Annotated in this window: 10 protein-coding genes; 3 read left to right on the top strand and 7 right to left on the bottom strand. The window is 73.9% G+C overall.

Annotated features, from left to right (window positions below; genetic code table 11):
- The first annotated feature begins 19 nt into the window (after positions 1-19).
- Positions 20-766: a hypothetical protein gene (locus tag ACIRB7_RS12950; protein WP_403596582.1), complete on the top strand. Its 747-nt coding sequence runs from the start codon at positions 20-22 to the stop codon at positions 764-766.
- A gap of 59 nt (positions 767-825) precedes the next feature.
- Here the strand turns inward: ACIRB7_RS12950 and ACIRB7_RS12945 are convergent, their stop codons facing one another.
- The 6 genes from ACIRB7_RS12945 to ACIRB7_RS12920 are packed head-to-tail and all read right to left on the bottom strand — an operon-like array spanning position 826 to position 6,273.
- The gene (locus ACIRB7_RS12945; protein ID WP_403596579.1) at positions 826-2,070 is read right to left on the bottom strand and encodes a cytochrome P450; all 1,245 of its coding nucleotides are present in this window, start codon (positions 2,068-2,070) and stop codon (positions 826-828) included.
- Positions 2,067-3,296 (bottom strand): cytochrome P450, encoded by a 1,230-nt coding sequence (locus tag ACIRB7_RS12940; RefSeq protein ID WP_403596577.1) that lies wholly within the window; start codon positions 3,294-3,296, stop codon positions 2,067-2,069. Before ACIRB7_RS12940 ends, ACIRB7_RS12945 begins: the two co-directional genes overlap by 4 nt.
- Positions 3,293-3,904: a GTP-binding protein gene (locus tag ACIRB7_RS12935; protein WP_403596574.1), complete on the bottom strand. Its 612-nt coding sequence runs from the start codon at positions 3,902-3,904 to the stop codon at positions 3,293-3,295. The genes ACIRB7_RS12940 and ACIRB7_RS12935 overlap by 4 nt, the downstream gene beginning before the upstream one ends.
- On the bottom strand, positions 3,885-4,238 hold the full coding sequence (locus ACIRB7_RS12930) for a DUF742 domain-containing protein (RefSeq protein ID WP_351215528.1): 354 nt from the start codon (positions 4,236-4,238) through the stop codon (positions 3,885-3,887). The genes ACIRB7_RS12935 and ACIRB7_RS12930 overlap by 20 nt, the downstream gene beginning before the upstream one ends.
- Positions 4,235-4,636 carry a roadblock/LC7 domain-containing protein gene (locus ACIRB7_RS12925; protein ID WP_351215526.1) on the bottom strand — a complete coding sequence of 134 codons (402 nt, stop codon included), beginning with the start codon at positions 4,634-4,636 and terminating at the stop codon, positions 4,235-4,237. Before ACIRB7_RS12925 ends, ACIRB7_RS12930 begins: the two co-directional genes overlap by 4 nt.
- Entirely contained in the window at positions 4,633-6,273 is a 1,641-nt protein-coding gene (locus ACIRB7_RS12920; protein WP_403596571.1) for an ATP-binding protein, read from the bottom strand. Before ACIRB7_RS12920 ends, ACIRB7_RS12925 begins: the two co-directional genes overlap by 4 nt.
- Positions 6,274-6,554: 281 nt before the next feature.
- Here ACIRB7_RS12920 and ACIRB7_RS12915 point away from each other — a divergent pair, with 281 nt between their 5' ends.
- On the top strand, positions 6,555-7,748 hold the full coding sequence (locus ACIRB7_RS12915) for an MFS transporter (protein ID WP_403596568.1): 1,194 nt from the start codon (positions 6,555-6,557) through the stop codon (positions 7,746-7,748).
- Positions 7,749-7,798: 50 nt separating this feature from the next.
- Here ACIRB7_RS12915 and ACIRB7_RS12910 read toward each other — a convergent pair whose 3' ends face one another.
- Entirely contained in the window at positions 7,799-8,728 is a 930-nt protein-coding gene (locus ACIRB7_RS12910) for a TIGR03564 family F420-dependent LLM class oxidoreductase (RefSeq protein WP_403596566.1), read from the bottom strand.
- Between the two features lie 199 nt (positions 8,729-8,927).
- Here ACIRB7_RS12910 and ACIRB7_RS12905 point away from each other — a divergent pair, with 199 nt between their 5' ends.
- Positions 8,928-12,698 (top strand): DUF4132 domain-containing protein, encoded by a 3,771-nt coding sequence (locus tag ACIRB7_RS12905; protein WP_403596563.1) that lies wholly within the window; start codon positions 8,928-8,930, stop codon positions 12,696-12,698.
- The last annotated feature ends 36 nt before the right edge of the window (positions 12,699-12,734 follow it).

Raw genomic sequence — 12,734 nt, 5'->3', positions numbered from 1 at the left:
CCCCGGGCAGACTGGACGGATGGACCCATGGAACAGGTCGGACCAGCCAGATCAGTCGGACCGAGAACCCACCCCCTCGCGGTACGGGCGTCTGCGCGTCGAGACGGCGGACCTCGGGCCGGCGCACTGGCTGACCGAACGCCGCCCCGGTTTCGGTGACTTCGGCACCGTGACCGGCGTCGCCGCGCCCGGATTCCCCGCGTACGCGCGCGTGCTGCATCCCGCGACGCTCGACGAGCGCCCGGTCCGCTGGGACACCGTCGCCGCCGCCTACGGGCGACAGGTCGCAGCGCTGACGGACTGGCACGAGGTGATCGGCGTGGACCAGTTCTACCAGAACGAGCAGGAGTACGGCCTGGCCGGCGTCTGGGACGAGCACCCGGCCGAAGGGCCGACACCCGTCGGGGTCGCGCGGGCCCTGATCCCCGTCCTGGCGCGGCACACGGGTACACCGGAGCGATGCCGGTACGGCCTGTGGGAGGGATACGGCCGCTGGGAGTGGCAGGGCGTCCCCACCTTCCCGACCCCGGCACGGGACGAGATCCTGCTGTCGGGACCGCTCGCCGACGCCGTGTCCCCCGCGCTCCTGCACGAGTTCGACGAACTGCCCGACCTGTGGTGGCCGCAGGACCGCGCCTGGTGCGTGGGCGGCGACGTCGACCTGGTGAGCACGTACGTCGGCGGCTCCGAGGAACTCATCGCCGACCTGCTCGCCGCCCCCGGCCTTGAGGCCCACCGCGTCACGGCAACCGACGGAGTCGGCTGACGGGCGCCATGCGTACGCCCTGGCCTCCCCGACGCGGGGAAGCCAGGGCGCGCGGCCGGTCAGGCCAAAAGGACCGGCAGGTCGAAGAGGTCGTTCTGCGTGACGACCGGCTTGTTGCGCAGTTCCTCGCGCGGCACGGCGAGGCGGAGCTCGGGGAAGCGCGCGTACAGGGCGGGCAGCGCCACCGACGCCTCAAGCCGGGACAGCGCCGCTCCCGGGCACACGTGCGGACCGTGACCGAAGGAGATGTGCCGGTTCGGCGTACGGGTCACGTCGAAGTCGCCCGCCGTCGGACCGAACTGCGTCTCGTCCCGCCCGATCGCGCCGAACGACACGATCAGGGCCTCGCCCTTGGGCAGCACCCGGTCGCCGACCTCGATGTCCTCGGCCGCGAACCGGATCAGCACGTGCGAGGTCGGCGTCGACCAGCGCAGCGTCTCCTCGATGACGTTCTCCCACGGCACCTCGCCCTTGAGCACGAGGGCGCGCTGCTCGGGGTGGGTCTCCAGGGCGACGACGGCGTTCACGATCAGGCTGATGGTCGTCTCGTGCCCGGCCGCCACCATCAGCTGGAGGGTGTTGGTGATCTCCTCCGTGCTCAGCCGGTCGCCGTCCTCCGACGCCTCGATCAGCGCGCTCGTGAGGTCGTCACCGGGACGCTCCTTCTTGCCCGCGACGATCCCGGCGAACAGGGCGCCCAGGTCCGCCATCATCCGCGGCACCTCCTCGGGCGGGGTCTGCGTCGAGAAGAACTTGTCGAACAGCTCCTTCATCCGCGGGTGGTCGGCCGCGTCGACGCCCATCAGCTCGCCGACCACGTTCATCGGCAGGGGGTACGCGAACTCCGCCTTCAGGTCCACGACCTCGCCGGCCGGGCGCTCCGCGAGCCGGTCGAGCATGCCCTCGGTCAGGGCCTCGATGCCCGCGCGCAGCCGCTCCACCCGGCGCGCGGTGAGCGCCTGCGCGACCAGGGTGCGCAGCCGCCGGTGCTCGTCGCCGTCGACGGTCAGCATGGACTTTCCGGGGTTGGCGAGGCCGATCAGCGGCCAGTCGAGGGGTATCTCGCCGCGCTGCCAGGCCCCCCACACGTCGATGTCCTTGACCAGACGGGAGTCGGTGAGCAGCTTCCGCGCCTCGGCGTGCCGGGTGACGGCCCAGCAGGGCACCCCGCCGGGCAGCACGACACGGGCCAGCGGACCGGCCTCGCGCAGCCGGGCGCTCTCGCCGTCGAGGTCACCGACGAAGGGGTCGAGCGTGATCACATCGGTGCCGGAAGCGGCGGTGTGGTCGTACGGGCAGCTCATGCGAAGGCTCCAAGGGCGGGGGTCGGGGTGTAGGTCACGGGAAGCGCGGTGAGGCCCCGCAGCCAGGGGGACGGGCGGCGGGTGAGGGCGTCCTCCGCCACCGCGAGGTCCACGTCCGGCAGCCGGTCGAGCAGCACCTCGATGCCGGTCCTGGCGATGGTCTCGGCGACCTCCTGTGCCGGGAAGGGGCAGCGGTGCTCGCCGTGTCCGAAGGAGAGGTGGGCGTTGTTGCCGCCGGTGAAGGCGCCGGAGTCGGCCCGTACGTGCGGGTCGGAGTTGGCGGCGGCGAGGCCGAGCAGGAGCAGGTCGCCGCGGCCGATCCGGCGTCCGCCGAGCCGGGTGTCGCGCGAGGCCCATCGCCCGGCGACGTTCTGGGTGGGGGTGTCCTCCCACAGGACCTCGTTCATCGCCTCGCCGACGCTGTGCCGGCCGCCGGAGAGGGAGGCCGCGAACCGGTCGTCGGTGAGCATCAGGCGCAGCGAGTTGCCGATCCAGTCGGCGGTGGGCTGGTGGCCGGCCGCCATCATCACCATGAGGTCCTGGGCGACCTCCTCCAGCGTGAAGCCGGCGGTGTTGGCGACCATCCGCGAGGCGACGTCGTCGCCGGGCGTCTCGGCCTTGGCGGCGAGCAGCGCGAACATGGACTCGGCCAGGTGCCGCTGGCCCTCCAGGGCGCCCGCCTGGCCGTTGATCATGTCGTTCAGGGCGGTGACCAGACCGGGGCCCTGCTCGTCCGCGAAGCCGTAGACGCTGGCGAGGACCCGTACCGGCAGCAGCATCGCGTACTCGGCGATGATGTCGCAGGTGCCCTTGCCGCAGAGGGCGTCGATGAGTTCGTCCGCGAAGCGTTCGGCCCGCTCCTTGAGGACGAACGGGTCGACGGCCTCGAGCGCGTCGGAGATGACCCCGGCCCGCTCGCGGTGCCGCTCGCCGACGGTGTAGAGGATGGAGGGCTGCTTGCGGCCGATCATGGGCAGCAGCGGCCAGTCCGCCGGGATGGTGTCCCACTGGTTCCACAGCTCGGAGTCGCGCGAGAAGAGGACCGGGTCGCTGGTGACCTGGTGCAGTTCGCGGTAGCCCAGGACCAGCCAGGCGGGCACGTCGCCGTCGAGTACGACCGGGGCGACGGCGCCGTGCTCGCGCCGTATCCGCCGGTACAGCTCGACGGGGTCGGTCTGGAACCGGGGGCCGCTCAGCGGGACGGGCTGGGGCTCGGGGTGGGTCACGGGGTGGGCTCCGGTATCGGCTGCGGGTCCGGGGCGACGAGGGTCCGCAGGTGCTCGACGAGCGAGATGAGGACCTGCTTGCTGGACTCGCGCGACCGGGCGTCGCAGAAGACCAGGGGAACCTCGTCGGCGAGGTCGAGGGCCTCGCGGATCTGGGTGTGGGCGGGTCCGCCGAAGTCGTTGCAGGCGACGACGAACGGGGTCCCGTGGTGTTCGAGCCGGTCGACGGCGTACCAGGAGTCGGCGAGCCGCCGGGTGTCGACGAGCACGACGGCACCGAGCGTCCCGGAGAACAGCCGGTCCCACAGGAACCAGAACCTCTCCTGGCCCGGGGCGCCGAACAGGTACAGGACGTTACGGGCGTCGAGGGAGATCCGGCCGAAGTCGAACGCGACGGTGGTGGCCGTCTTCGCGGCGACGCCGACGGTGTCGTCGATGTCCTCGCCCGCCTGCGTCATCGTCTCCTCGGTGTTCAGCGGACGGATCTCGCTGACCGAGCGGACCAGGGTGGTCTTGCCGACTCCGAACCCGCCGACGACGACGATCTTCAGACCGTTGTCGGCGGTGCTGTGCAGGGTCTGGCGCTGTTCAGAGGCTACGGAGTCCAACGAGCACCTGCTCCAGGATGTCGTGATCGGGAAGGCGGTACGTGGGGCGCGGGTGGCGTGCGCTGATCCGGCCGGTGGCGTGCAGGTCGGCCAGGAGGATCCGCGTGATCGACACCGGCAGGCCGAGCTCGGACGCCACCTCCACCACGGCCATGGGGAACCGGCACATGCGCAGGATCGCGGCGTGCTCGGACTGCATGCCGGGCACGGGGTCGCTCTCGGCGACCACGAGCGTCACCACGTCGAAGGCGTCGGATCCGGCACGGCTGCGACCGCCCGTCACGGTGTAGAGGCGGTCGGGGGAGTCGTCCCGGCCCGGCCTGATCCGGCTCATCCCCGGGGCCTGGCGACGAGGTGCTCGCCCAGCTGCTCGACCAGTTCCGACATGTTGTGGCCGACGAGGCCCGCGTCGGCGTCCTCGTCGGCGACCAGCGCGAGATGGGCGCCGTCCCCGGCCTCCACGATGAAGAGGATGCCGCCGTAGAACTCGGCCATCGCGGAGCGGACCCCGCCGGTGCCGTCGCCGAACTCGACGGAGGCGCCGTGCGACAGACTCTGGATGCCCGCGGCGATGGCGGCGAGCTGGTCGGCCTGGTCCACGGAGAGCCCGGAGGTACGGCAGAGCTTGAGGCCGTCCCGGGAGAGCACCAGCGCGTGACGGGTGGCCGGGGTGCGTTCCAGCAGGTTCTCCAGGAGCCAGCTGAGCTTCTCGTCGGTCGTGGTGCCGGTCATCGCGGATTGCCTTCCGAATACGGGGGGTTCGAGGACGACGACGGGTGCGGTGCGACCGTCGGGTCCTGAGGGTCGGACGGTACGGGTGTGGCGGCCGGGCGGCCGTCGGTGCTGGGGCCTGTTCTGTCCGGTCCGGCCTCCGGCTGGGCGGCGGCCGCGCGGACGGCCCGCTGGAAGCTGCCGAAGCGCGGCGGGGTCCCGGGCGCCGCCGCACCCGTGCGCCGCGCCGCCGGGCGGCCCGTCGAGGGCGGCTCGGCGCTCTTGAGCTGGGAGGCGAGGGTCTCGCCGCGGCGACGGCGCGGCAGGACGATTCCGTCCGCCTCCGCCTCCATCTCCGGCGCGCCGCCGTCGGACGCGGTCTCGTGCACGGTCTCGGGCTCGCCCGGCCCGGTCGTCGGCCGGACGGCCGGGGCGGCCGTGGACTGCGTGACGGCCGTCCGGTGGGCGGCGGGGGAGGTCACGCCACGGCCCGACACGGGGAGCAGCGGCTCACCGGACGCGCGGGGCGGCTCAGAGGCGCCGTGGCTGATCAGTTCCTGAGGCAGCATCAGGAGAGCGCCGGTGCCTCCGCGCGCGGAGGGACGGAAGGACACCGTCAGACCGTGCTTGCGCGCGAGGCGGCCGACCACGTGGAGGCCGAGGCGGGTTCCGGAGAGCCCGGCGAGGTCCTGGGTCGCCGAACCGACGGCGGCCTCGGCGCGCCTCAGCTGCACGTCGCTCATCGCCAGACCGCTGTCCTCGATGGTGATGACGATGCCCGCAGGCACCTCCTCCACGTAGACGTGCACCTCGGCGCTGGGCGGGGAGAAGTTCGCGGCGTTGTCCAGGAGCTCGGCCAGTGCGTGCATGACGCCCTCGGCGGCGTGACCGGCGACCGCGGCGTCGCTGCCCGAGTGCAGCCGCACCCGCTGGTAGCCGCCGATCCGGCCCATGGCACCGCGCAGAATCGATTCCATGACGATGGGCCGCGCCCAGCGCCGACCGGACCGGGCCCCGGTCAGCACCGCGACGGAGTCGGCCAGCCGTCCCGCCTGGGCGGTGCGGTGGTCGAGGTGGAGGAGGTCGGTGAGCACGTCCTCGTCGGCGTGCCGGTGCTCCATCTCCCGCAGGTCGGCCATCATGCTCGTGGCAAGGGCCTGCATGCGGCCGGCCGCGTTGGCCGCGGCGGCCATGGCAGCGGACCGGGCGGACTCCGCCCGGCGCAGCCGCCCTTCGAGGCGTTCGAAGTCGGCGGTCCGCTCCTCGGCGAGCCGGGCCGTCTCCGCCCGGTGGGCGCGGACGAGCTCCTCGGCCCGTGCCGCGTGGCCGGCGACCTCCGCCTCGTGACGCTCCCTCAGCTCGGCCGTCTCCCGCTCGGCGGTGGCCTTGAACCGGCTGACGTAGGCGTCGCGGGAGGCGAGTTCGGCGGAGAGGACCTCGGCCCGCCGGCCAAGGGCCCGCGCGGTGCGCGCGTACCAGGTGACGGAGAAGGCCGCGGCGGACAGCAGCAGGACGCCGCAGAGGGCGAACCAGCCGAGCGCGGGGCGTACCCCGGACGGTGCCGCGGTCGTCGCCGCCGCGGCGAGTGCGCCACTCGCGGCGGCTGTCAGCAACGCGGCGGTCAGGGCAGGGCGGAACGGGATGGGTGACGCCGACATCAACCAGACTCTCGGGAGCAGGCACGGGGGAAGGAGGTTGAACGACGGAACTATAGAGGCGTTCTTGATCAGTTCGGAACGCTCTTGAGCGGATTGATATGCACAGGGTGAAGGAATCTTCCAGCCTTACGCACACGAAAGTGGCACGAAAGTCGCTATTCATGCGCTCTCTGACCCGGCCTCAGTTCGGAAGCCGTCCGACCCGGCAGTCGGGGTGACGTTGTCCCGTTGCCGCAGTTCGTGCCCCGGGATCGGCGGCCGGCGGGCTTACGGTCGGCGGCATGGAAGATGACCGTCAGGGGTGGCTCCGGTGTCTGCTCGCCGGGGCGGTGTTCGTCGTGTGCATGGCCGGCACCACACTGCCCACGCCGCTCTACCCCCTCTACCAGGAGAAGTTCGGGTTCTCCGAACTGACCGTGACCGTCGTGTACGCCGTGTACGCCTTCGGGGTCATCGGAGTGCTGCTGCTCGCGGGCAACGCCTCGGACACCGTCGGCAGGCGGCCCGCCCTGCTCTGGGGCCTGGGCTTCGCGGCGGCGAGCGCCGTCTGCTTCCTGTGCGCCGACGGCCTGGCCTGGCTGTACGCGGGCCGGCTCCTCTCGGGTCTGTCGGCCGGTCTGTTCACCGGGGCCGCCACCGCGTACGTCATGGAGCTGGCCCCGCCCGGCGGCGGGTCCCGGGCGACCTTCGTGGCCACCGCCGCCAACATGGGCGGCCTGGGGTGCGGGCCGCTCCTCGCCGGCCTCCTCGCGGAGTACGCGCCCGAACCCCTGCTGCTGCCGTTCGCCGTCCACCTCGCCCTGGTGGTCGTCTCCGCCGTCGTCCTGCTCCGGCTCCCCGAGACCGTGGGGGAGCGACGGCCCCTCACCGCCGTACGGCCGCAGCGGCCCGCCCTGCCGCCCCAGGTGCGCGCGGCCTTCGTGCCGGCGGCGATCGCCTGCTTCGTGGGATTCGCGCTGTTCGGGGTGTTCACCTCGGTCAGCCCCGCGTTCCTCGCCCGCTACCTGCACGTGGACAACCACGCCGTGAGCGGCCTGGTCGTCGCCCTGGCCTTCTTCGCCTCCACCGCGGGACAACTGGCCGTCGGCCGCGTCGGCGTGGCCCGCTCCCTCTCCCTGGGCTGCGCCGTCCTCTTCGTCGGACTCGTCCTCCTCGCGTCGGCGCTCTACACCGACCTCCTGGTCCTCATCGTCCTCGCCGCTGTCGTCGGCGGCGTCGGACAGGGCCTCGCCTTCCGCGCCGCGCTCTCCTCCGTCGCGGCGGCGGCGCCGGGGGACCGGCGCGCGGCGGTCATCTCGACCCTGTTCGTGGTCGCGTACACCGGCATCTCGATCCCGGTCATCGGCGTCGGACTCCTCGCCGACCCGCTCGGACTCGAAGGGGCCGGGCTCGTCTTCATCGCCTGCATGCTGGCGTTGGTCGCCTCCGCCGCCGTCTACCTGCTGCGCCGCCCGGTCGGCGCGAAGCCGAACTGACCGGGCGGGGGAGCGGGCGACGGGGCGGGGGAGCGGAGGGGCGCCCGGGCTCAGGCGCGCGCCAGCTCTCCGAGCAGGGCCCAGGTACGGCGCCGGTCGGCCTCACCACCGAGGTCGGTCGCGGTGAACACCACCTCCGTCGCACCGGCTTCGCGGTAGCGCCGTACCTCTGCCGCCATGTGTTCCTCGTCGCCGATCACCGCCAGGTCGGCGGCCCGCGTACCGCCGGAGAGACCGATCACGCGCTGGTACGAGGGAATGGCGTCGTACAGCGCGAGCGACGAGGCCGCCGCCTCCCGGACCGACTCCGTGTCCGTGGTCACCACCCCGGGGACGAGGGCCACGATCCGCGGCGCCGGCCGGCCCGCCGCTTCCGCGGCGGCCGTGACGGCGGGCACGATGTGCTCGGCGAGAGCCCGTGGGCCCGCAAGGAACGGCAGGATCCCGTCGGCGAGTTCGCCGCTGACCCGGAGGGTCTGCGGCCCCATGGCGGCGACGAGCAGCGGCACCGGCGGTTCCGCGCCGCCGGGCACCGCCGCCGGCAGCGGGGTCCGCGCGGTCAGCAGCTCGCCGTGGAAGTCGGCCTGCCCCGTCGCGAGCAGGGGCCGCAGTGCGGTGAGGAACTCCCTGAGCAGCGCCACAGGACGCTCGTACGGGATGCCGAAGCCGTTCTCGGTCAGATGCCGCGTCCCCAGCGCGAGCCCCAGGTGGTAGCGGCCTCCGGTCGCCGCCTGCGCCGTCTGGGCCTGGCTGGAGACCAGCAGGGGATGGCGGCCGAAGACGGGGATCGCGGACGTCCCCACCTGAAGCCCCGGAACCTCCCGGCCGACGACCGCGGCCAGCAGCGGAGAGTCGTACGCGAAGCTCTGCCCGAACCACCCGGAGGTCAGACCGGCGGCCCGGGCCTCCTTCGCCAGCCGGACGGTCGCGTCGATCGAGAGCTGTCGAGAGGTCGTACTCAGCGTCACACCGATAGTCATGCCTGCGACAACCGGCGCGGGCGCGGACGGCATTCCGATCCGTATGTGACAAGCGTGTGGCGGCTTCGCGGCTTCGCGGGCGCGGTCGGCGGCGGGACGCGGACGAGGGGTTGTCAGTGGGGTCACCTAGAGTGATCACGACGGTCTGACACGCCGTCGGACGCTCAAGGGAACGACGCTCGGAACAGCGGGGGACGGGATGGACTGGGTCGCGGTCGACGGCACCGAACAGGACGGCTCGGGACGGCCGGCCTACGAGCTGGCACTCGACGCGTACGCGGAACCGCGCCCGACGCTGATCTGCCGGAACGCGTCGGGCAAGATCCTCAAGAAGGTCCCCGCGCAGGCGCGCAAGGACGAGCGGGCGGAGCTGCTGCTCGCCCTCGCCGACTGGCTGGCCGACCACACCGCGCGGGCCGCCGCCGAGGCCGAGCGGTGGATGACGCGCTCCCTGCCCGTTCCGGCCGGCCTGCTGCGCGCCGTCTGGCCCGACCCCTACTGGCAGCGCGCGCTGCGTCACCTGGTCATCGCGCCGTACGAGCCGGACGGGTCGGCCGACGTGACACGCGCCGGGCTGCTCGTCGACGCCGGTACGCCCGACGGGCCGCGTGTCGTCTCCCCCGAGGGCGAACTGACGCTCGACGTACCTTTGGTGACGGTGCCCCATCCCGTACTGCTCGATCCGGACGGGCGCGGGCGCCTTGAGCGCTGGCGCCGTCTCCTCGACGACCACGGCGGCGAGCAGGGAGTGGAGCAGCTGCACAGGACCGTGTGGTGGCGGCCCCGGGCGGCGCCCGCGCAGCGGCACTCCTGGCAGGGCGTGGACGCGTTCGACGGCGCCGAGTTCGACAGCGGGGCGCGCTTCGAGCGGGCCGTGTCCCGGTTCGGCGGCCGCATCCGGGGGGAGACCGCCCACTTCGACGTGTACGCCGGCCCCGCGCGGCACCCCATGCGCATCGGCCTGCGCTGGCAGGGTCCCCTGTCGAGCACGCTCATGGACGACGTGCACTGGGGCTCCCGCGACCGGCGCCGCGAAGGGCCGGGGGCGTTCGACGACATCCCGCTCGTCGCCTGGTCCGAGGGGATGCGGACCGCCGCACACCTCTACGACGCGCGCGACGGCGGCTACCGCCAGGAGGAGCGCCCCGACGCGTCCGCCGCCTACCAGCGGTTCCTCACCCGTTGCGCCGAGAACACCGGCGCGGGTGGCGAGCCGGGCGCGGCGGACAGGGCGGTGCCGCAGGTCTGGGGGGAGAGGGAACTGCTCGACGCGGGCGCCGTGGCCCCCGGCGCAGTGCCGGGCGCCGACGACGAGGACGTCCTCACCGTGTGCCGGTACGACTGGGCGGGGCTCGACGGAGGGGCCTGTCTCGTACGGCTGGTGCCCGGACGCGCGGCCGATGCCGAGGACACCGTGGCTCGCGCCCTCGGCCTCACGCCCGTCCCCGCCGACGGGCCGGGGCGCGAGGTCGTGGGCCGGGTGCGGCCGGCCCCGCTGGGCTTCCTCGCCCGCGTGTCCCGTGCCGAACCCTCCGCCGCCAGCCGGGCGATCGGCCTCCTCGGGCTGCTCCGCACCTGCGCCACGACCGCGGCCGGCAAACCGGGGAGGGCGGCCAAGGCGCTCGAAGCGGCCGTCGCCCCGCTGGAGAAGCAGGCCCCGCGGCTGATGACGGCCGTACTGGAGGAAGGCGCGCGGATCATCGCCGGCGCGGGCAGCCCCGGCATGGCACAACCGCTGTTCGCGCGGGCCCGCGAGGTCGAGAACAACAGCGGCCTCGCCGTCGACGAGGACGAGGTGATCGAGTCGTTCGTCGGGAGCGCGGCGGTGGGAGCCGTCTCCAGGCGCGCCCTGGCCGCCCACCACGACGCCCTGGTCGCGAGGCTGCCAGCCCCGCAGGCCGCCGCCCACTACCGCCGTCTCGTCCTGGCCTGGCACCGCGCCGGGCTGCCGTCCCGGCCCGAGTTCGCGGGCGCCGTCCTCGACCTCGCGCCGGGCACCGCCCCCGTGGACGAGGAGCACCGGCTGCTGCTCGCCGGCCTCCTCGCGCACGGCGGCATGGACGATGCCACGCCGGACGTCTGGGACGGCTGGACGCCGGTCCTGCTCGCGCTCCTCGCCGAGGGCCGGGTCACCCGCAAGGCCCTGCTCGCACTGACAGCCGCACCGGCCGGCGGTGGCCGGGCCGCGCTCACCGAGGCCGCGGCCGGCTGGGTGAGGCTCCTGCGGGAAACGGGCGCCGACGCGCTGCTCGACGGAGCGACCGCGTCGGACGCGCGTACGGGCGTGGTGGCGGCCGGTGGGGAGGCCGGGCGTACGGGCGTGGTGGCGGCCGGTGGGGAGGCCGGGCGTACGGGCGTGGTGGCGGCCGGTGGGGAGGTCGCGCGTACGGTCGGTGGGGAGGCCGGGCGTACGGGCGTCGTGGCGGCCGACGAGGAGGTCGCGCGTACGGTCGGCGAGGAGGTCGCGCGTACGTGCGCCGTGGCGGTCGGGGAGGAGGCTGAGAGCGCCGACCCCGCGACGGTCGGCGGCGCGGAATCCGCCGTCGACGTGGAGGACGTCCGGGCCTGGCTCAACCGTTTCGCACAGCGCTACCGAGGACTGCGGGCGCCGGTCGTCGGACTCGACGAGCTGCTCGCCCGGGCAGCCGCCCGGTTGCGCGCCGAAGGAGCCACCCACCGGGCGCTCCCGTCACTGCGGATGCCCGACACCCAGGCCTCGGCACGGGACCGGTGCGTCGATCTGGGGCTGCTCGACGCCCTCCTCGCGGCGGGCGTGCCGGTCGAAGCCGACGACACCGAACCGCTCGGCTTCCTCAGCTGGCTCGGGCGGGCGAAGGGTGACGACCTGCCGCACGTCATCCGGGACGGCCGCTTCACACCCCGGCTGCTCGCGGGACTGTCCGACCCGACGGCCGCCCGGGAGATCGGCCACCGGCCGCCCAACCCCCTGACGGGGGACACGGGACGCCTCAAGACGCTCACCACCCGGCCGGCCCTGCGCGAGTTCGTCGCCGGGTTCCTCGGCGAACACGGCCGACGGGTCACGGAGGGCGGCGTACTGCCGCTGCACACCGCCCTGCGGGACCTGGAGCCGTTCGCCGCGCCCGCTTTCCGCCGGCACTTCGATGAGGAGGCGGAGCGCATCCTCGCCCTGGACCCGGCCGAGGCGCTGACGAGGACACTGCGCGCCGGACTCCCCGACGAGCTGGGGCTGCCCGGTGAAGGGGAGGCCTGGCAGCGGGGAGAGTGGACGGAGGTCCGCGACGGCGGCGACGCCCTCCTCCTGGCCGGACGCGGCCGCGCCACCGCCCTGGGACTCGAAGGCGTCGTCGTCCACTGGGAGGACGAGACGTACGACTACCGGAAGCCCTGGCCGACGGGCCTGGTCTGGAGGGACGGCGCCTTCGAGACGGTGCCCTTCGACGGCAGAAGGCGCCTCGGATCCCCGGCCGAGCCGGCCGAGCGGGAACCGGTGCTCTTCCCGGGCGACGCGGTGCCCCGTACGGTGCACCGCGTCACCGGCGCCGCCCGGGAGTACGGCGAACTGCGCGCCCCGGACGGCGCCGTCGTGGCGGCCTGGCCGCTCGCGGGGCACGGGGTGTTCGGCCTCAACAGGGCGCGATGGACCGCCGGTTCCCCGTTCACCCCACCGCCGGGCTGGTGGCACGCCCTGCGCCCGCGCGACGCGGTCGGCTCCGCACGGCTACGGGCCATGGACACTCCCACCGCCGAGCGCATGCTCGCGGCCGTGGGAGCGGAGACGCACTCCGGCCTCGACTTCCTGGCCGGAAGCCGGAGCGGAGCCAGGGGGGTGCACGACACCACGGTGCGGGTGTGGGACGAACTCGGCGCGGTGGTACGGGAGTTCCTCCCCGAGGTCACGGCCGACCGGCTGGTGGACGGCCTCACCGGCGTCCTCTGGTCGGCCGTGGAGTGTGGTCGACTCCGAGCCGGCATGCGCACGGCGTGACCTGCCGCCCTGCCCTCACCGGCTCCGCGCCCGACG

The organism is Streptomyces sp. NPDC093795 (genome assembly GCF_044764665.1).
Taxonomy (GTDB): Bacteria; Actinomycetota; Actinomycetes; order Streptomycetales; family Streptomycetaceae; genus Streptomyces.
This window is presented reverse-complemented; position numbering and strand designations above follow the sequence as displayed.